Annotated in this window: 15 protein-coding genes, 2 tRNA genes and 2 pseudogenes; 10 read left to right on the top strand and 9 right to left on the bottom strand. The window is 48.2% G+C overall.

The genetic code is table 11. From position 1 onward, the window contains the following. A pseudogene (locus tag LZ24_RS15495) lies at positions 1 to 197 on the bottom strand (hypothetical protein); the annotation flags it as partial. Positions 198 to 1,032: 835 nt separating this feature from the next. Between LZ24_RS15495 and LZ24_RS15500 the strand changes: the two are divergent. The 6 genes from LZ24_RS15500 (at position 1,033) to LZ24_RS15525 (ending at position 9,635) form a co-directional block, all read left to right on the top strand. Next, on the top strand, positions 1,033 to 1,770 hold the full coding sequence (locus LZ24_RS15500; RefSeq protein WP_144686635.1) for a substrate-binding periplasmic protein: 738 nt from the start codon (positions 1,033 to 1,035) through the stop codon (positions 1,768 to 1,770). 377 nt (positions 1,771 to 2,147) lie between these two features. Further along, positions 2,148 to 2,843 carry a substrate-binding periplasmic protein gene (locus LZ24_RS15505; RefSeq protein WP_246118618.1) on the top strand — a complete coding sequence of 232 codons (696 nt, stop codon included), beginning with the start codon at positions 2,148 to 2,150 and terminating at the stop codon, positions 2,841 to 2,843. A 298-nt stretch (positions 2,844 to 3,141) separates the two neighbouring features. Further along, positions 3,142 to 4,248 carry a YcjF family protein gene (locus LZ24_RS15510; RefSeq protein WP_222427669.1) on the top strand — a complete coding sequence of 369 codons (1,107 nt, stop codon included), beginning with the start codon at positions 3,142 to 3,144 and terminating at the stop codon, positions 4,246 to 4,248. After that, positions 4,232 to 5,818: a GTPase family protein gene (locus tag LZ24_RS15515; RefSeq protein ID WP_144686637.1), complete on the top strand. Its 1,587-nt coding sequence runs from the start codon at positions 4,232 to 4,234 to the stop codon at positions 5,816 to 5,818. The genes LZ24_RS15510 and LZ24_RS15515 overlap by 17 nt, the downstream gene beginning before the upstream one ends. 692 nt (positions 5,819 to 6,510) lie before the next feature. After that, entirely contained in the window at positions 6,511 to 7,755 is a 1,245-nt protein-coding gene (locus LZ24_RS15520; protein ID WP_144686638.1) for an L-lactate MFS transporter, read from the top strand. 740 nt (positions 7,756 to 8,495) lie between these two features. Further along, positions 8,496 to 9,635 carry a hypothetical protein gene (locus LZ24_RS15525; RefSeq protein ID WP_144686639.1) on the top strand — a complete coding sequence of 380 codons (1,140 nt, stop codon included), beginning with the start codon at positions 8,496 to 8,498 and terminating at the stop codon, positions 9,633 to 9,635. A 267-nt stretch (positions 9,636 to 9,902) separates the two neighbouring features. On the opposite strand, the gene nagZ is transcribed toward LZ24_RS15525, so the two are convergent. The 3 genes from nagZ to mltG are packed head-to-tail and all read right to left on the bottom strand — an operon-like array spanning position 9,903 to position 12,390. Continuing rightward, entirely contained in the window at positions 9,903 to 10,901 is a 999-nt protein-coding gene (nagZ, locus tag LZ24_RS15530) for a beta-N-acetylhexosaminidase (RefSeq protein ID WP_144686640.1), read from the bottom strand. 18 nt (positions 10,902 to 10,919) lie between these two features. Continuing rightward, positions 10,920 to 11,363: a hypothetical protein gene (locus LZ24_RS15535; RefSeq protein WP_144686641.1), complete on the bottom strand. Its 444-nt coding sequence runs from the start codon at positions 11,361 to 11,363 to the stop codon at positions 10,920 to 10,922. 4 nt (positions 11,364 to 11,367) lie between these two features. Continuing rightward, a complete protein-coding gene (gene mltG / locus LZ24_RS15540) occupies positions 11,368 to 12,390 on the bottom strand; it encodes an endolytic transglycosylase MltG (protein WP_144686642.1) in 1,023 nt (340 codons plus the stop codon). A 548-nt stretch (positions 12,391 to 12,938) separates the two neighbouring features. On the opposite strand from mltG, the gene LZ24_RS15545 reads away from it, so the two are divergent. Together LZ24_RS15545 and hemW are read left to right on the top strand one after the other, a co-directional pair. After that, positions 12,939 to 14,102 (top strand): radical SAM protein, encoded by a 1,164-nt coding sequence (locus LZ24_RS15545; protein WP_144686643.1) that lies wholly within the window; start codon positions 12,939 to 12,941, stop codon positions 14,100 to 14,102. Further along, positions 14,102 to 15,250 (top strand): radical SAM family heme chaperone HemW, encoded by a 1,149-nt coding sequence (hemW, locus tag LZ24_RS15550; RefSeq protein WP_144686644.1) that lies wholly within the window; start codon positions 14,102 to 14,104, stop codon positions 15,248 to 15,250. The genes LZ24_RS15545 and hemW overlap by 1 nt, the downstream gene beginning before the upstream one ends. Before the next feature lie 62 nt (positions 15,251 to 15,312). Here the strand turns inward: hemW and LZ24_RS15555 are convergent, their stop codons facing one another. Together LZ24_RS15555 and selB are read right to left on the bottom strand one after the other, a co-directional pair. Further along, the gene (locus tag LZ24_RS15555; protein WP_144686645.1) at positions 15,313 to 16,431 is read right to left on the bottom strand and encodes a DUF2333 family protein; all 1,119 of its coding nucleotides are present in this window, start codon (positions 16,429 to 16,431) and stop codon (positions 15,313 to 15,315) included. Between the two features lie 67 nt (positions 16,432 to 16,498). Then, positions 16,499 to 18,430 carry a selenocysteine-specific translation elongation factor gene (selB, locus tag LZ24_RS15560; protein ID WP_144686646.1) on the bottom strand — a complete coding sequence of 644 codons (1,932 nt, stop codon included), beginning with the start codon at positions 18,428 to 18,430 and terminating at the stop codon, positions 16,499 to 16,501. Between the two features lie 233 nt (positions 18,431 to 18,663). Between selB and LZ24_RS15565 the strand changes: the two genes are divergently transcribed. Next, a tRNA-His gene (locus LZ24_RS15565) sits at positions 18,664 to 18,739 on the top strand. A gap of 12 nt (positions 18,740 to 18,751) precedes the next feature. Continuing rightward, positions 18,752 to 18,828 (top strand) — tRNA-Arg (locus LZ24_RS15570). Between the two features lie 278 nt (positions 18,829 to 19,106). Here the strand turns inward: LZ24_RS15570 and LZ24_RS15575 are convergent. The 3 genes and pseudogenes from LZ24_RS15575 to LZ24_RS17695 all read right to left on the bottom strand — a co-directional run. Next, positions 19,107 to 19,298 (bottom strand): hypothetical protein, encoded by a 192-nt coding sequence (locus LZ24_RS15575; RefSeq protein WP_144686647.1) that lies wholly within the window; start codon positions 19,296 to 19,298, stop codon positions 19,107 to 19,109. A 176-nt stretch (positions 19,299 to 19,474) separates the two neighbouring features. Next, positions 19,475 to 19,633, bottom strand: coding sequence for a hypothetical protein (locus LZ24_RS17370; RefSeq protein ID WP_186443203.1), 159 nt, complete (start codon positions 19,631 to 19,633; stop codon positions 19,475 to 19,477). A 152-nt stretch (positions 19,634 to 19,785) separates the two neighbouring features. Further along, positions 19,786 to 20,083 (bottom strand): annotated as a pseudogene (locus LZ24_RS17695) (IS1634 family transposase); the annotation flags it as partial.

The following is a 20,083-nucleotide window of genomic DNA, read 5'->3' on the forward strand; positions in this document are numbered from 1 at the left end:
CCAGGATCAGTTTCACCACCCTCAATCCTGTTTTTGCGCCTTTTAGATGGAATGACTTCCCCTGTCTCAAGATCAAGCCGTCCTAAACACACCTGTTTATTTCTTGGTGCTTTTTTTTCTTTGTCCCAATAACTTTCAACTGAGTACACATAAATTGCTCCGGTTTTCTTGTTGTGGTGATGGGTTATGCTTGCCATTTTTTTCCTCCATAGTTACACTCGATAGAATATAACTATGTTTTTTCAAAAAATCAAGCACTAAATAGTTGGGTATGCCTTTATTTATAGGTACTTATAGCTTGATGTCTGTGTAAATAGTTACATTTTTCGGGAATTGAGGTTTAACACGGGCAGGCGCAAGGCCTGCCCTTAACGCTTGGTTTTTACGACCCTGTTTTGTGTAGGGGCACCCTTTACGGGTGCCCCTAACATGCGTAAAATCAGGTCATATAATTTAATGATGAAGGTTTGTATGGTTGAAAGACAGTGGTAATCAGAATATTTTTTATGGAACCCTCACCCCAGGGCAGGCACAGGGGCCTGCCCCTACAAAACAGGGGTAGCACAATCTATTCGCAGGTGCAGATTCTGTTCCTTCCCTACCTGCTCCTTTATGGCGTAGAGGCTGGTCGTGATTGGTGTCGTTAATGACTTTAAGGACTTTAAGGTCATTAAGGAAGGTGAGGGCAAAAGGGCCTTGGAGCACTCTCAAAACTATATTTTTCACCTCTGGCGGGACAGTGAAAAAAAGATTTTTCCGGCTGGGAGTACGGAGCCGTCCTGAAACAGGATTTGAGGGTTGACAACGGTGTTTTGTCGTGTAAATATAATTTAAAAATCAAACTATATTTATTTTGAGAAATGGAAGAGATGTTTTTTATCTCTGATATTTTAACGGGTTGTCTGCTTTTTCAGGGAGTCGTATTGAAAGCCTGTTTCATGAAAAAAGTTCCATGCTCCATATCAGCAAAGGGGTTTGTGGTTGAGAGAGGCTTTGAGTCTGGTAAAAACAACGGATGAGAAAGGAATATGTATGAAAAAAATCATTTTATTTCTGGTTGTTTTTTTTGCACTTGCCCTTGGTTACAGCCATGCGGGCAGCATCAAGGCAGCAACAGATCCATGGCCATCATTCTGTGATCCCAGTGATCCGGAAGAAGGTCTTGCTGTACAGATTCTCAGGGCTGCCTATGCAGCAGAAAACAAGACCGTCGATATTGAATATCTTCCATGGGCCAGGGCAAAGCGCGGAGTTCTTGATGCGGATTATGATATTCTTTTTACCCTCTGGTACAACGATGATCGTGCCACACGCTTTTACTACAGCCAGCCCTATGCCTTTAATACTGTAAAATTTATTAAAAGAAAGGGAGATGATTTTGAATATACGGGTATGGACAGTCTTACCGGTAAAAACATTGGAACAATAAGGGATTACGCTTACAGCGATGAGTTTGCTGCCGCAACGCACTTTAAACAGGAAGAAGTGGCAACCTTTATTTTGAATATACGCAAGCTTGTGGGGGGCCGCATTGATCTGACCCTTGAGGATGAGATTGTTGCAAGGGGGATTATTGAGAAGGAAGCTCCTGAACTTTTGGATAAAATTGAATTTGTGGACAATCCTTTTGCACGCAATGGTATTCATGTTGCCAGCAGTCTGGCCCATCCGAGGCACAAGGAGCTTGTGGGGGCATTCAACAGAGGCCTTGAAAAGATAAAAGAGGGCGGTCAGTATGATGCCATACTTCAGAAGTATGGCTTAAAATAATGCTGTCGCTTTGAAGCTTGAGTCAGGGTTGTCGATTCTTTGTCCGTAGAATAGTTATCGTCTCACAAAAGCCCGGAATGTCTCTGTGCATCCCGCTATGAAGATGGATCATGCAATGATAAGGTCCATTCAGTAAGTGGTGTGCTTTGCGGCATCTTCTGGGTTTTTTGTGATACGGCAGCCAGGGAATGTGTCAGGTAAAACGCATTTTTTTGTGTGCAGAATCATTTCATGCAGCTCCAGGCTGGTGTAGCTGCATGAATGCCTGCATAATCTTGTCAACATACATAATGTGGATACCTTTCATGCACAGATATTTTTTGTCTCTGATATGCCTTATCATACTGCCTCTTACTGCTGCAGCCAAAACCCTTCAGATGGTGACGGATGATTACCCACCCTACAGTTATAAGAAAAACGGCAGTATATCTGGTATCTGTATGGATGTTATTCAAAATGTTTTTGGCGAACATGATTATGATTTCAATGTTTTGCTTTATCCCTTTGCCAGAGCCTATGTCACAGCCAGAGACGGGGAGAATATTTTTCAGTTCTGTGTGGCCAGAACACCTGAAAGGGAAGAGCTGTTTCAGTGGATAGGTCCTGTGGGACCCTCCTATGAAGGTCTGGTTGCTCTCCGGAAAAGAGCGGATATCAGCATTGATGCCGATAGCGATATGTCTGCGCATACTATCGGTACGGTGATAGAGGACGTGGTTGACCAGCACCTTTCTTTAATTCAGGAAGAGCTGGGACTTATGCTGGATAAGGCATCGGGCTACAGGCAGAACATAAGAAAGCTTATGGCAGGCCGTATTGATATATGGGCGGGTAATATATTTGTTGCTTTTCAGTTGGCTGAGGAGCTGGGTTATGATCCGGAAGATCTTCGGGTAGTTTATACTTTTCCGGATCTTCATAAGGATTTCTATCTTGTTACAGGTTTGAAAAGTGATCCGGATCTGGTGAAAGATCTGACCCGAATTTTTGACAGTTACGTGGAAAAAGGAGGATATGAAGAGATGAAAAAGCGATTTATAAAGAGCCGTGCCTTTGGTTTTTCAGAGCAGTGAATAAAAATTTTTCTCCTTTCCTCTCTTTACACTGAAGAGCTTGAATCCGGAGGCTCTCTTCCTTTATTTTTATGCAGGAGTCAGATTTCCTGGGTACTTACCTTGATTTCTTTGCTTATTTCTTAAACAGCTCACGGTATTGAATGCTCAGGCCTTTTTTATCCGGAGAACCCGTCACATTCAGGCTTGCGCCCTGAGATCAAAATATGCCACCTTCTGCCTGTATTTTTTTCATCCGCATCTTATCCGTTTTTTTTGATCCGGTGTCATTTCTGACTGCTGGCTGTCTGGAGGCTCCATGAATAAAATGATCAAGACAATGGTGGAAATGCTGAACCCAGAAAAAAACAGCGAACTGAAACCTGCCTTTCAATACAGCAGGGAGCATTTACCCACCCTCTGGCTGCTGGGTAAAACAGGGGCAGGAAAATCTTCTCTGATTCAGACGGTAACGGGCCTTGACGGGGTGGAGATTGGCAATGGTTTCCGGCCCTGTACGCCTACGGCTCTGCGCTATGTGTTTCCTCCGGAAAAGCCCCTCATGGCCTTTCTTGATACCAGAGGACTGTCCGAGGCAGATTATGAGCCTTCGGAGGATATCAGGGTATGCGGGGCAGCCAGCCATGCCCTGATTGTTGTCATGCGGGCGGAAGATCCTGAACAGAGCGAGGTTCTCCGGGCCCTTCATCAGATTCGCGCCTCCGGCAAAATCCGGGATCTGCTCCTTGTGCATACGGGCATTGAACTTATTGAAAGTATTGATGAGAGACAGCGCTGCATACGCCATAACAAAAATCAGGTGGAAGGGGTCTGGGGCCTTGCGGATCAGGTGGCCGTAGATTTTATTGGAAAAGATGGGAGGCCAGCGGGCATTGCAGACCTGATCCATAAGCTGCAGGAACATCTGCCTGTCATTGCCGCTCTTTTTGAAGAGGAAATGAACGCCGGGGTGGAAGAGGAAAATTTTCTTAAGCTCAAAAAGGAAGTGATGTGGTATGCGGGGGCTGCCGCAGCAACGGATGTGGTGCCGGGACTTGGACTTTTTTCCGTTCCGGCCATCCAGTCCAAGATGCTGCACAGTCTGGCAAGGCAGTATGGGCTGGAGTGGAACCGCACGCTTCTCAGGGATTTTTTCGGAGCCATGGGCGCAGGCTTTGCCCTGCAGTATGCCGCTGCCTTTGGCCGCAGGCAGCTTGTGAAGCTCATACCCGTTTATGGTCAGATCATCGGCGGGGGTTCAGCCGGGGGTGCCAGTTATGGTTTCACCTATGCTTTAGGCCGTGTGGCCTGTATGTATTTTTATGGGAAGAACAGCGGAGATCCCCCTTCTCCCGAGGAGATGCAGGAACGTTTTGACAGGGTTTTTACCCGGATGACCAGGGTGATGCATGATAAAAAAGATTAAGGGCTATCAGGCCATGGCCCGGCTCATGGACCGTTTTTTCCCGCTGATGCTGGCCTCTGCCTTTATGCCCGTATTTGTTTTGGCAGGCTTTGGCCTGTATGCGGTGTTTGCTGGCGCTTACTTTCTTGATTTTGCCCTTATTCTTCTGCTTTTTAGCCTGTGTATCACCCTTGCCATGCTCATAGCCGCAAGGCGGGGAAGGCAAAAGGGAAAGGCCATCCCCGTGGATCTGGAGCTTCTGCCCGAAGAGGATCTGCCTTCGCACTGGCTGCCCCGGGACAGGGAGATTTATGCCAGCCTTGTGCCTGAAATAGGGGATCTGATCCAGGAAAGGCCGGAATGGATAAGGTTCCATGAGCAGGGACTGGAGGTTCTCAGGCGGGTGGCTGCCCATTACGGCAGGTCAGGAAAGCACGGAGAGTGGGCCTTTACCCTGCCTGAGATTCTGAAGGTGGGGGAGACCATCAGCAGCCGTTACAGAAAAGTGCTCAGGGAGCATGTCCCCGGCATTGACCACATCAGAATTTCTTCTTTTTTTCTTATCCATGACCAGAAAGAGAGATTCCGGAAGGGAAAGCGTATTTATGACGTGTACCGTGCCCTGCGGCTTTTGACTCCGGAGGGCTGGATATCTGAGCTGCGCAGTTATCTTTTCCGTCAGGTTTTCAGCGAAATGAGCGAAGAGGTGCAGCAGAAGCTGCGTTATCTCTTTCTTGTGGAAGTGCTGCGGACGGGCATTGATCTTTATGGGGGGCATTTCCGGCTGGATCAGGAGGAGCTTGGAGAGTCAAAGGCCGCACAGAAAGATAAAAAACGTCTGGCCCTGCCGCCCGAGCCCCTGCGTATCTGTATGCTGGGGCAGGTGAGTGCCGGTAAATCCACCCTTGTCAATGCCCTGACGGGAGCCATGCATGCGGAAGTGGATGCCCTTCCGGCAACGGACAGGGGGCAGGTGTACCGGTGCCGCATGGAAGACGGGCAGGTTCTCAATATGGTGGACCTTCCCGGTCTGGATGGCGGTGAGGCCGGGCAGAAAGCCCTTCTGGAAGAAATTGTGAGTTGCGACCTTGTCCTCTGGGTTCTGCGGGCGAACCAGCCTGCCCGGAAACTGGATATGGATTTTATGAACAGGCTCCGTTCATGGCAGGCTGATGAAAAAAACAGAACGAGGAGACTGCCCGTTATGCTCGGTGTGCTGCATCAGGTAGACAGGCTGACAGCTCCGGGAAAATGGCAGCCCCCTCCAGACCTCAAGGGGGATTCTGCCACGGCTGCCTTGATCCGTGATGCTCTGGAGTATAATCTTTCCCTTCTCCATGTGGATGAAATGATCCCCCTTGCCCTGCCCCTATCCGGGCAGCCCTTCAATCTGGAGGTGCTGCAGTCTGCCATACAGATGCACTGCATGAAAGCCGTGCATGTGCAGATGAACAGAAGACGGCTGGATACGGGGACTTTTTCCGTTAAAAAAGAATGGGAGCGGATGAAAAGCGGCTTGACGGGATTTTTTCACCTCTGGCGCGACAGTGAAAAAAAGGATTCGCCTCCCGGGAGTACGGACCCGTCCTGAAGCAGGCTTTGTTCAGTAACTTTTTTTGTGGTTTGTACGCTGCCTAATGTTTATCACATTAGGCAGTGCTTGTTTTTTTGTTTGCATTAAAAATGTTTTACTTTTTATTCTTTTTAGGTTTAATGATATTTTTTGCAGCCTTAATGTGTATTTTTTGTAACTGAACGGGGTTTTATTGTTATTGTTTTAATGCGCTGTATTTGTTGTTTATATGTGTTTGTTGCTGGTTTTTGGGGCATTGTTGTCTTTCTGTCTCTGTTGTGTTCTGCAATGTCGAACTTTTTGCCTTGGGCAGAAAACTTCTTTATCTTATACGGATGGCTTGCTGTATATGTATTTGTTTTATTAGTCTGTTTATTGATTTTTTTCAGGATCAAGCCTTGTTTTTATGCCCTGCTCCATCACCCACGGCATAAAAACAAGGTTTTTTTTATGGATTGATGTTTCTTGCTTTGTTTCAAGCTCTTTGCAGGATTCTTGGCTGGTTTTTTTGCTGCAGATTGGGGTGGTTGTGTCTGGTAACGGTGTCAGGGAACAGTAATTGCTTTACATTGTCTGTTGAACATGGTTTACATGGGTAAAGTCGGTTCTTGGTGGTGGGTGGCATTAGGCATTGAATACAGGCCTTGTCTGTATTTATGCATAATGCGGATTATGGCTTTTTTGAAACAGACATAAAAAAGGAGACTTAGGTGGAAAAAAAATCAACCAGTCGTTGGCTCATGGTTTTTGTAGCATTCGTTATGATGCTATGTGTAGGGGGTGTTTATGCGTGGAGTTTATATAATATTCCATTATTAGATGCTAATCCGGGTTGGAATCTGGGAGGTGTGGCCTTAACTTTTGGTATCACTGTTGTCTTTATCTGTTTCGGAGGGATCATTGGTGGTGGAATCTTTGATAAGGTAGGTTTCAGAAAGGTTGCTACGGCAGGTGCTATATTATTTGGTCTCGGATTAATGTTATCCAGCACTGCTTCGAAAATATGGCAACTCTATCTGTTTTATGGTGTTTTTGCCGGTTTGGGTACGGGGTTGGTTTATGGCCCTGCATTGGCAACCTGTATAAAATGGTTTCCGGATAAACGTGGTTTAATTAGTGGAATAGCGGTTATGGGCTTCGGTCTTGGTGCAATGATTTCAAAACCTATAATTTTATTTCTCATAGAAAATTATGGAGTTAATAATACCTTTTTGTATCTGGGTGTTATTTATTGTGCCATTCTTCTGGTCGCAGCTCAGTTGCTGGTTTCACCCCCCCTTGGGTACAGGCCTTTGCACTGGAGGCCATTTGTTGGATCGGCAGTGGCTGAAAACTTGAATTTCACAACCGGACAGATGGTCAAAACGAAACAGTTTTATTTAATCTGGCTTATGTTTCATTTTGGTTGCATAGCGGGTCTTTTGGTGATCAGTGTAGCTGTTAATATAGGAACAGACTTGGTTAAGCTGGATGCGGTTTTTGCTGCCAATGTTGTTGTGGCAATTGCTTTGTTTAATGCAATAGGAAGAATTTTTTGGGGTGGTTTTTCAGACAAAATTGGCAGAATTCGTGCATTATCCGTCATGTTTTCCTTGATGGCATTGGCAATGTTTTTGATGGGTTATATTGAGATGGGCTATGTAAGCTTTTTAGCTTTGGGTTCTTTGGTAGGTTTTTGCTTTGGAGGATTTCTGTCAACTTTTCCAGCCCTTACTACAGATTATTATGGTACTGAAAATTTAGGAAAAAATTATGGTGCTGTTATCTTTGCCTTTGGGGTCGCCGGTATAGTGGGAACCCGTTTGGCAGGTATATTTGAGAATGATTTTACTCAAGCATTTCATGTTGCTTTTGTCTTATGTGTTCTTGCCGTTTTCATGTCATTTTTTGTAACTAAGCCTGTACATAAAAATGCTGAAGTTGTAGTGGCTCCGGTTTTAAAAGCAGCAGCTTAGCTGCTGAAATAATAAGTACGGCGCAACGCCTTCCATTGTAATTCATGGTTGCAGCCCAGCAATGCATTGGAGAAGAGTGTGCCGTGAGGCAGTATTTTTTACATATCAGTATCAAAATGCATTTTAATTATAAAGATTTAAAATCATAGGATGTTTTTGTGTGGCCCTTTGTTTTGATGTAATTATTCAGCACAGTTTATTCTGAACTGCCAATACTGTAATTGCAGCAGCTTTGTACTGTTGCAAGGCCCCTTGGCTATTTGCAAGTGACATTGCAATCGTTTCGGATTCCGGCACTCAAGCCATAAACCCAAAGCCTGTTATGCAAATAGCATAGCCTTTTCAGGCTTGAGTGCCGGAGTGCTAATAAGAAGCGACAAACTGTCTGAGCCGCCACAAAGGCAGCGTGCTTAAGCCTGCCATGGTAATTAAAAAGCTTATCCTGCCTGTGGCGGGGAGTTTTTGCCGCTTCCGCACAGGGCAAGAAGCTCCCGAATCCGGCACTCAAGGTCCATAGGACTTTTTGTTCCCGTAAAGGGCTTGAGCTTTTCAACTTGAGTGCCGGATTGCGTCACGGGCAAATAGCCTGGGGCCTGTGCATCTGTCTTGCAGGTATGGTAACTGGAAAACTGTGCAGAACAGTTACGTTTTGATTTTATAAAAAAGTTTTATGACGGGTCGAGGTTTTACTGAAAGCGGTACGGAGAAACCGTCCGCACAAAAATAGCGGAGGCTTTAATATGAAGAAAAAATTGAGGTTATTAGTATCGACACTTATGATTTTTTCAATGGCAGGTACAGCTTTTGCTCTTGAAAAAAGGGAGTTTGCTTTTATGGGTGCTCTGGGAGCGAACTATCCGGTAGATGATGGTGACGGACAGGTAACTCCTATAGTTATGGCCAGTTATATGAACTACATCGGCGACAATATGTATAATGAAGCAAGGTTAACGACAACAACACTATCCAATACTTTTGGTGTTGACAGGGGCAGATACCACTTTGGCATACAGCCCATCCTTGCCCACACAATAGAAGGCGGTTTCAGAAGCTTTGATCAGGGATATTTTGATGAAGATTTAACTATCAATGGTAACTATATAGCTCCTGTTATGTTTTTTGATTACAGACTGGCTGACCAAAAGGTGGAAATAAAGTTCAGGTATCGTCCGTCATACTATTTCTACCGTAAAGAGGATGCAAAAATAGAAATGCCAGAAAACCACTTTGCCCAGGTTGGGAGTACTGAGTTTGTATTTCAGAACATGCAGGAAAGAAATATGGGCAGGATCAAACATGGTGTAAGGCTTGCGGCAAAGTATGAGTATATGCACCGGTCAGGATATGACACGAACGATTACTTGCCAGAGGATATTAGCCAGTCCCATAAATTGTATGCGGATCTGGGATTTTATCACAACTTTGCAGGGGACTATAATCTCCTTTTTGATATCAGGGGGGCCTATCATAAAGATGTGGACATCAACAATGCGGAAAAGATCGGAAGCTACTTAGCTTCCCATGCAATTATGCCCGGTTATTATAATTGTGAATTCAGGCATGATCGCTATCTTATTGGTAGAATTCAGTTTGGGATACCCCTTGATTTCTGGGATACGAGAATTCAACCGGGATTCAACATTCTCTATATGCCAAAAGACAACAAGGTGGTTGGTCAGGGTGATTATCCTGAAACAAGCTATAAAAGTGTTTCACTTAATATTTCTACAAAATTAGCCGGTGTGCTGCCTTTCTTCCTTAATTATTCCTACGGTATTGATGCGGAAAGAAAGAGTTCACCTGATGGTAAGGTCAGCAAGGGAAGCCATGAGATTATGGCATTTGCTGTGGTGGGATTCGGAAGTACAGGGAAAAAATAGTTCTTTAGTGGAAAGATCCCAAAGCACAGCATAGGTCGCTGGAAAAGTAGAAGCGGCTTCCAGCCGCTTTAAAGAATGCGGCAGGATGGCGCATCTACAAAAAAACAGCTTTTGAGTAACTTCAAAAGTTACTTTATGACAAAACGCCGCATCAGGGCGTGGGTTGTTATTCAGTGATTTAAATATGGACACCCCTTTCCGGTTTGATTCGGTCAAGGGGTGTCTTTTTTTCTATGTTTTCAATGCGAAAAACTCCCCTGCCGATACTTAAGACAGGCTGGATTTCACCCGGAGAACCCGTTTCGCAGACCGGATGAAAGGGGCTTTGTTTTCTTCTTTTTCTGCCATGTGCACAAGGGTATTGAAGGCTTCATCAATGGCAGGGCCTTCATGGCAGATGAGGCCAAGGTCAATGTCGGCAAGAACCATGCGCTCCATCGCCTTTTCCATGGGCAGGCGGATGGCCTTCATGTCAAGGTCATCGGTCATGACCACGCCTTCATAGCCCATCTCTTTTCTCAGAAGGTCTCTCGATATGATGGTGGAAAGGCTGGCCGGCCACTCAGGGTCCAGTTTTTCATAGAGAATGTGGGAGATCATAACCCCGTCCACACCAGCTTTGATGGCAGCCCCAAAGGGCAGAAAATCACTTATGGCCAAAAGGCTTTTTTTTGCATCCAGCACTGGCAGCACATGGTGGGAGTCCAGCACCGTTCGACCGATACCCGGAAAGTGTTTGGCCACAGCATGGATGCCTTCCTGTCTGCAGGCTGCAATCATGGCAAGCCCCATATTTGTGACGGCCTGCGCATCCCCTGAAAATGCGCGTTTTTTCATGATACTTGTATCTTTATCTGCCACATCCAGAACCGGTGCAAGGTTCATGGTGATTCCCAGCGCCTTTAATTCCACAGCCATGCACCGGGCATGTTCCCGGGCTTCTTCCGTGTTTTTCAGTTCACTGATGGGGGGAAATTCTTTGAAATTCGGTTCCCTGAGCCTTGCAACGCTTCCGCCTTCCTGATCCATGGCAATGATAAGGGGCGGCAGCCCGGCTTCTTTTGCAGCGGACTGAAGATCCCGGTTCAGGCGGATCACCTGCTCCGGATTTCTGACATTGGTGGAAAAAAGTACCACACCCGCAGGAAGGATGCGGGCAATGAGACTGCGGATTCTTTCATCACAGACCGGCCCTTCAAAGCCAATCATGAGGCGTTGGCCCGCAAGTTTGCGGGAAGACCATTCTTCGGGGGAGTAAAGAGACATGGATTCCTTCAGGGATTGTCAGGCGGTTACGGGAGGGATGAGAACCCAGCGGGTTCCATCCCACTGTCTGCTGAAATGGCTGGCCATGATAAAGGCCAGCCACAACTGTTCCAGGCTTTTGTACTGCTGCATTACAGGGTCTTTCTCCCTTTCTCCCGGTTTGCCAGCCCAGGTATGGAAACGGAAGGTCATATCCTGAAAGCGGATTCCGGGAATCTGGGCAAGATCCATGAGCTGATTCAGGCGGGGCAGCCAGATCCGGGCTTCCAGAAAAATAATATTGCCTTCCCTTCGTATGGCAAAGCCTTTTCGGAAGGTATCTTCCCCTTCTGGTCCACTCCAGAAGCAGGGATGGTTGCCCTGTTGCGGGGTGAGATAGACATCGCCCTTTGCGGGAATCCACCGTGCCTGAATTTCCACGGCCATTGTGCACATGGTCTGATATGGGCGAGACTGGTCCATCACCTTATTGTCCGGATCGTCTGTGGCTGCGCTGGTATTTCTGCACGGCGCGGTTATGTTCTGCAAGGTTGGTGGAGAAATGATGGGTGCCATCGTTTCTGGAAACAAAATAAATGTAGGGACTTTCTTCGGGCCAGAGGGCCGCTTCGATGGAAGCCCTTCCCGGTGAGGCAATGGGGCCGGGGGGCAGTCCGTGAATATGATAGGTGTTGTAGGGCGTGGGCGTGCGCAGGTGGGTCCGGGTAATTCGGCCGTCAAAATCAGGTATGCCGTAGATCACCGTGGGGTCGGTCTGGAGGCGCATGCCTTTTCTGAGACGATTGTGGAATACCGAAGAGACGCGAGGTCTTTCTTCCGGGGTCCCCGTTTCTTTTTCAATGATGGAGGCCAGGGTGATCACTTCATGCATGGACATGCCAAGGGCCTTGGCCCGGTCCTTTTTTTCCTGCGTAAAAACCCTGTTAAAGTGCTGTACCATGGTTCGGATCATGGTTTCCTCATTGTCCCCCGCCGTAAAAAAATAGGTGTCCGGATAGAGATACCCTTCAAGGCTGTCTGCCGGAATGCCAAGCTTTTGCGCAAGGCCCTTATCTGTGGCGGCCATGAGAAATTCCTTTTCATCCACAAGGCCTGTTTCCGCAACCCTCCGGGCGATTTCTGTTATTCTCAGGCCCTCGGGCAGGGTTACCCGGTAGCGTTTCACCCTGCCCGATACCATCATGTCCAGCAGTGTCTGCGGGGAAAGGGCAGGGGACATGGGATATTCGCCGGTGTGGATGCGGGTATCTTTTTTTTGTATGCGGGCAAGGACCCTGAAATAAAAGGCGTCTGTGATGAGGCCATCTTTTTCCATACGTTCTGCCACAGTGCGGAAGCCTTCTCCCTGCTTTACTGTGAAGAGGATTTCATCGGTGTTGCTTCCTGTGGGGGTTAAAGCGTAATGCCTCAGGCTGTCCCGCAGAACAAGGCCTGCCCCAAGTACAAGGCTCAGGATAAGAAATGACCATACAAAGACAGAATGTTTCATGAAAAGGATCTCCCTGCATTAAAAGACCATTTTGTATACCTTCATTGGGAAGAGCTGTCAAAGCGGCTTGCCATTTTCCTGAATATCCCTATGTTGAATATCCGTCCTGAGGCGGATGTGATTCGTTTACGCACAGGGGGCAAGTGTAAAATATGGTGGAACTACCTAATATATTTTTTCCCTGTAAGATTGTGCATTGATTTCAAGGCATTGGTTTCGAAAAAAGACAATCGGGCTGTTTGTGAGTGACATTGCAATCGTTTCGGATCAGAGCTTTGCAGGCCTGTGCGAAAGAAGCGGCAAACTGTCTGAGCCGCCACAAAGGCAGCGTACCAAAGCCTGCCATGGTAATAAAAAAGCCCATCCTGCCTGTGGCGGGGAGGTTTTGCCGCTTCCGCACAGGGCAAGAAGCTCCCGAATAAGATTGCGTCACGAACAAATGGTCCGGTTGTCTATGCACCTGATTATAGGCCTTCGATTTACCAAAGGAAAATTGTGCTGAATAGTTACAAGACAGCCGTAATCAGATAAAAAAAAGAGGTGTTTATATGTCAGAAAAGAAAAAAGAAACAGAGGTTTACGCCGGTTTTGAGCAGGGCCCCATCCGTCCGCCCAGCGAGGCCGGAAGCCTTCTGATACGGGTAACCCGGAACTGTCCCTGGAACCGCTGCCGTTTCTGCCCCGTGTACAAGGGGACCCGTTTCAGCCTGAGGCCCATGGAGCATGTTCTGGCAGACATTGACACGGTGCATGGCCATCTCTCAAAGCTTCAGGCCCATGCCGCAGGCGGGCCGGTTACAAGGGATATGGTCATGCATGCGGGAAAGGATCTTGCCGGGCCGGATCTCGATGCCCTCCATGCAACCTTGCACTGGATGGCCCATGGGATGGATTCGGTTTTCCTGCAGGATGCCAACAGTCTTATTATGAAGCCCGATAACCTGATTACGGTACTGCGCCATATAATGGAGCGTTTTCCATGGATCAGCCGTATCACTTCCTATGCCAGATCCCAAACCATCAAAGGAATTCCCGATGACAGGCTGCAGGCCATGGCAGATGCGGGGCTGAACCGCATCCATGTGGGCATGGAATCGGGCTGTGACGCAGTGCTGGAGAGGATACAGAAGGGGGTGACAAGGGATGTGCATATCCTTGCGGGCCAGAAGGTGAAGGCTGCGGGGATCTCCCTTTCGGAATATGTGATGCCCGGACTCGGGGGCAGGGATCTTTCCGAAGCCCATGCCATGGACACAGCCGATGCCCTGAACCGCATCAATCCGGACTTTATCCGGCTGAGAACCCTTGCCCTTCCCCAGCATACGGAGCTGTATGGTGACTGGCAGGCGGGTCACTTTGATAAATGCAGCGGAGAAGAAGTGGCAAGGGAGCTTCTGGGCTTTATCATGGCTCTGGAGGGTATCCAGAGTACCCTGACCAGTGACCATGTGCTCAACCTCTTTGAAACCGTTGCGGGCAGACTGCCCGAAGATAAATCCCAGATGATAGCGGAAATTCAGTCTTTTCTGGATCTTCCCGAGCATGGGCGCATGATGTATCAGGTGGGGCGTCGCATGGGGCTTTACCGGGGAATGAAGGATTTCAAAGATGAGGGCAGAAGGCAGCGGGTGGCGGAGGCCTGTCAGCGTTACAATATCCGGCCGGACAATCTGGAAGAGGTGCTTGATGATCTCATGCGGCGCTTCATCTGATGCCTGAAACCTTTGGTATTTATATCCACGTTCCCTTTTGCAGGTCCAGATGCAGGTATTGTGATTTTTATTCCACGCTGGATGAAACCATGATTTCCCGCTGGCTGGACGGGGTTCTGGGGGAGATGGCCCTGACCCCTGCGCCAGAGTTCCTTGCTGTGGATACGGTCTACTTTGGCGGGGGAACGCCTTCTCTCCTTGGGAGCCGGGATGTGGAAAGGCTTCTTGGGGCCGTGGACCTCCATTATGGTATGGGGTCCGATGCAGAAATTACCCTGGAGGCCAATCCCGGAACCATATCCTCTGGACAGCTTAAGCATCTGCGGGCAATGGGGGTAAATCGCCTGAATTTTGGTTTCCAGAGTCTGGATGACAGGGTGCTGGCATTTTTAGGGCGGGGGCACAGTGCGGCTGAGGCGAAAAAGGCCTGGGAAATGGCCAGAAAAGCCGGGTTTTCCAATATGGGACTGGATCTCATCTACGGGCTTCCGGGGCAGGGCATCGGAGAATGGGAAAGGGAGCTTGAAAAGGGCCTTTCCTTTGAGCCGGAGCACCTTTCCCTTTATATGCTTTCCATCGAAGCGGAAACGCCCATGGGCAGGGATCTGGCCGCAGGCCGGATGCGGGCTCCCGATGAGGGACAGGTGGCAGATCTCCTTCGCTTTACCCTGAATTTCATGGATGATCAGGGCTTTCCCTGGTATGAGGTTTCCAATTTTGCCGCAGCACCAATGTATCAGTCCCGGCATAACCGGGGATACTGGGAAAAAAAGCCCTATATGGGTTTTGGGCCTGCGGCCCACTCCTGGCTGCCTCCTGTGCGGCGTAGCAATGTGCCGGATCTGAGGCTCTATGCGGATCTTCTCCGTGAGGGCAAGGTACCTTTAGACATGGAAGAGGTGCTGGATAGCGAGGCCATGCGTATGGAAAGTTTTTATCTGGGTTTCAGAACCCGCAAGGGGCTGGATGTGGCGGCCTTTGAGGGTACATTCGGTGGGGATTTTTTTAAGGATTACAGGTCTGTGCTGGATACCTTTGAAAGGAAGGGCTTCATTGAACACGGTGGAGGGTTCTGCCGTCTCACGGTGGCGGGTATGATCTTTCTCGATGCCATCACATCGGCATTCTGCTGTCATGAAACGGATTGAGGCTCTTTCAGGATTTTGTGTACCATCTGAAGGGATTTTAAGGCCCCTTCAGATGGAAAGACTCAGGTGGAAATGGTTGTGATCAGCACACCGATATGGAATCTGGCAAGGGAGATGTGGGCGGCCAGGTTGGCCCTGTGGTTGGCAAGAAGACTGTTGAGACTGCTGTTAAGTACAATAATGGGGTCGATCTCGTCCGCTTTTCTGCAGTAGTAAATGGCCTTTCGCAGGGAGTCAAGGCCGTCGCGTTTCTGGAGCATGGGATAAAAATCATGTTCCACCGCCTCAAGGATGGTGGCCATGGCGCTGGCAACGCCTTTGGAATAGTATAAGTAGTCATCGGCCTTAAAAAAGCTGACAGGACGACCGTCGCTTTCATGGGTTTTGATAAGGTTTTCGTTACAGCTTCCAAGCAGATTCTTGTAGGCAATGAGAAGGGGAATCAGGTTGTCGGAGCGGTTATAGAACCTGGCGTCGCCTTTGACCAGATTTTCCTGATACTTTGCCATTGCCCTCAGGGATGCCTTGTATTGGGATTCTGCGGAAGGAAACCAGAATTTGGTGGGCCGGATCATAAATCCGTTCATGGCCTGTTCCAGATGCGGATCAATGGAGGCTGCGCTTCCGGTGCGGGAAATGTCTTCTGCCAGCCTTACCGCCGTTCTTCTTGTGACCTCAAGGGTTCCCAGCTGAAAGTTGTTGACGTTGTCCGTAGGACGGATCAGGTCATTGGGACGCCATCCCCAGAAACGATCATACAGCTCATAACGCATGGGCTGCATGGCGGCTTCCACAAAGGCCCATCCCACAACACTGCCCAGCCCTTCTCCATTTATGTCAATTGAGGGGGGCTGAAGTTCAGCCCTGTTGTCCGCATCTCCTTCATCGGGGGAGGCCGCGGGGGAAGGTTCGCTTTCCCTGACGGGAGATGCGGTTACATGGCCTTCGTTGCCGGGCCGGATGATGCGACCGCCCTCTGTATCCAGCATGGAAGGGGTTTCCGCAAGGCTCATTTCTTTTTCAAAATCCGTCTGATTCGAACCCATGAGTGAAAAAAGGGATATGATAAGCCATAGTCCGAAGAGGGTGAAAAAAATGGCCAGGCCCTGCTGTCTGGAGATCGTTTTTTCTAAAGACTGATTTTCACCTTCTGGTTCTTTTGTTTCTCTGTCCTGGTGCATGGAGAATCCTTTTGGGCTTTCAGGTGATTGAAATATTACGGGGGTGCTGCCTGCCAGACCCGGTAAGCTATGTTTCCCGTGGCTGCTGTTTTCTGAGTTTGCGGGTGTCGCCAATTCTGATGGTGAGATGAATGCCGTCAAAATACTCCATCAGGGGTATGACATATTTTCTTGCAATGCCTCCGCAGATATCCTTGAACTGGGATGGGTTCATTTCTTCGTTTTCCAGCAGAAATGCCACCACCTTTTCCTGCAGGCTGTCCAGGGCCTGGCGGTGAAAATAAAAATCTTCCTTCACCCGGACCATGAGATTTTCCCGGATCAGAATTTTCATCACATCGGGGGCTGCTTCTGCCTGGGCCTTATCCAGAGTCCGGACGATTTCACGGAAGTAGGGGGGGGTAATGCCTGTATTTTCATAGTTTTCAAGGATTTTCAGGCGCAGGGCTTCCTGATCCACCTGCAGGGCCACTTTATGGGTGCTGAGTCGTACAAGATCCCCTTCCTGGCTCAGCTTTTCGTCCTTTACAAGCTGGTTGAGTACCTGGTTGAGGAGGCGGGGCTGAATATAGGCTGGGAACTTGCTTTTCAGTTCTTCCTTGGAAAGGCCTTCCCGCAGAGGATAGCTGGCGTGATATTTTTCAAGATAATTTGTGGCAAAGCTGCATAGGCGCTGGAAGGCATCTGCGTGGATATAGGTTTTGGCATCCTTGTCCGTCACCAGAATGCTGCGGCTGGAAAGCAGTTTCTGAAGAACCGCCGTGAGCTGCTTTTCCGAAAGATTGGTCACAAGCCGCAGGTCAGACATGGAAGCGCCTGCAAAGCCTGCCTGCATCAGATGAAAGGCTGCTGCCTCTTCGCTGCCCGCCTCACTCAGGTGGCTGAGTCCTTCTATGATATTGTCCTGAAAGCGTTTGTGCTTCCGGGGTACGGGGTTGAGTATGGCCCCGCCGCCAATGGTGCGTATGGGGGAGTAGGAGCGTACAACATAGCGGTCATCCCGGACGCAGACCATGGGTCTGTCAAAACGGAACTGGACGGGTGCTTTCTCGCCGGGCTCAAGGGTATCCCTGTCCAGAAGAACGGTCAGGGCCGTGATTTCACTGGTTCCCGTATGGAAACGGACCTTTGTTCTGTTTTTTAAGGGTTTTTCATTGCTTCCCAGATAATGAAAATCCGTATCCACCATGAAGGTGTTTTTCAGGGCATCGGGTGGTGCAATGACATCTCCCCGCTGGACTTCGGAAAGATCCAGTCCCTGAAAATTTACGGCGGTTCTCTGGCCGCATACGGCGGTCTGGACACTGTCGTTGTGCACCTGCAGGCCCCTTACCCGGGACTGGGTCAGTTCTGGATAGACCATCACCGTATCTCCTACGCTGACGGAGCCGGATACGAGAGTGCCTGTGATGACGGTACCAAAACCCTTCATGGTAAACACCCTGTCCACGGGGAGCCGGAATACGGTGGTGTTCCGGATATCCGGGATGAGGGATGCCATGTCGGATATGGCCTGAATGAGGGTGTCCAGCCCTTTGCCCGTGTGGGAAGATACGGGGATGAGGGGGGCATCCGCAAGAAAGCTGTCGGAAAGAAAATCCCGCACGTCATCTGTGACCATCTCCAGCCACTCTTCATCTACCATGTCCGATTTTGTCAGAACCACAAGGCCATGGCGGATTCCCAGCAGGGAGCAGATTTCAAGGTGTTCCCGAGTCTGGGGCATCACCCCCTCGTCTGCAGCGATGATCATGGCAACGATATCAATTCCGGAAGCACCGGCGACCATGTTTTTGACAAATTTTTCATGGCCGGGTACATCCACCACGCCCAGTCGCCTGCCATCGGGGAGATTGAGGGCTGCAAAACCCAGCTCAATGGTGATCCCCCGTTTTTTTTCTTCCTTCAGGCGATCCGTATCCGTGCCTGTGAGTGCCCGGACAAGGCTGGTTTTTCCATGGTCAATATGACCGGCTGTTCCCAGAATGATTTCTTTCAAGATACCTCTTAAGCTCCATTGGGGAAGTGTTTCCGCTGTCCGGCAAATATCCTCTGGATCAGGGCGTTTTTTAGGCGACTATCTGCCAAGGCTGCCATAAAATCCTGTAACAATTAGTGCATAAGGTCTTTCGGGTCAAGTTTTCCTTTTTAAATGCACTTTTTTTTCTTTGTCCGGATAAAAAAAACTTGCATTTTAGCGGGTGGGCTGGTAGAAGCAATCTCGTTTTTGTGGTGGGTATAGCTCAGTTGGCAGAGCACAAGGTTGTGGTCCTTGGGGTCGAGGGTTCGAGCCCCTCTACTCACCCCATAAAAAAATTCAGCGCCCGTAGCTCAGCTGGATAGAGCGTCGGACTTCGAATCCGCAGGCCGGGGGTTCGAATCCCTCCGGGCGCGCCAAGGAGATCAAGGGTTTACAGCATAAGGCTGTAAGCCTTTTTTTATTTTTTTAAAATTATCCCAGTTTTATCCCAGTTTTAAAACTGACGCTGAGGGAAAATGAGGGATTGTTTTTGGCATTGCAGATAGAGTCGTATTTTCTTCGTTATACCAAAACATACTTTTTTAATTGTACCCCATCGGTCCCTCCCATTGCCTTCACCGTATAAAAAATGTATCTGAACATCATAAGAGCAGACACTGCTTCACATAACGCATATTCTTAAATGGGCACCTTCTTATTGCAGGCGTATCTTGTCCCTGTATGCCTTGCCTTTCTTGAGCTTCTCATTACTCCTGCGTTTTATTTCTGCCAGAAGCAGGGCTGCTTCTTCATGGGAAAGAAACCTTGTCCGCCTGTTGTCCTCGGAAGGTATCCTTACCTTTCCCACGGGATTGACCCCATTTAAAGATGTTATGCCTTTTGGCATGATGAAACACTTGGCGGGTAACGGCCAATGCGTATTGAATTGTCCTGGGTGCTTTTCCTTCTGCTCTCATGGCGCTTTTGATTTTTTCCAGATGCAGGGGGACTATTTCTGAAATGGGTTTATTTTCAAGCGTTGGCTTAATCCAAAGATTGTCACGGCATAGGGAATTTTTCGGGTCATAAAATACCACCAAGAAATAAATCGTAAATTTTTCTTTTTATTTTATTGAAAAAATTTTTCAGAAAAGAAGGTTTTTGTTCTGACAGATTTTCAGTGATGTAATCTTCACTTTTATCCATAATAGCCACAACTTTAAATTCCGAAAGACAAGACATGATCACCCCATATAAAATTGAGTTTAAAAACAGAAGCACTTTGACTCATCTTCTACAGTTCGATTTCAATAATCCAATGAATTCAGTACGATAAAAAGCAATAACAAACCTTTGGCACCACCTGCCATCCTGTTTTCCCAAAACGCTCTTTTTTATATTTCGCAAATTGCCTGTGGCATGGCTACGCCAACAGCCTTGAATATTTTTCCACATACGCCATGACTTCTTGTACGAAGTGCAAGTCTTCGACCATTATCTTCCACAATGACTCTTTGCAGAGATTCAAGATCATTGCGGATGGTTGCCCATTCAAAGTCATGACCAGCTGCTTCAAGTCTCATGGCGAGTTCTTTGCGGAGTAAAAGAGCAAGAAAACTACAAAAGACATGACCTCGTATGGTTTCATCACGTTTATGGTAAACGGGCCTGGTGTCCATGACAGATTTTACA

The sequence above is a fragment of the Desulfobotulus alkaliphilus genome (genome assembly GCF_007830435.1).
GTDB lineage: Bacteria > Desulfobacterota > Desulfobacteria > Desulfobacterales > ASO4-4 > Desulfobotulus > Desulfobotulus alkaliphilus.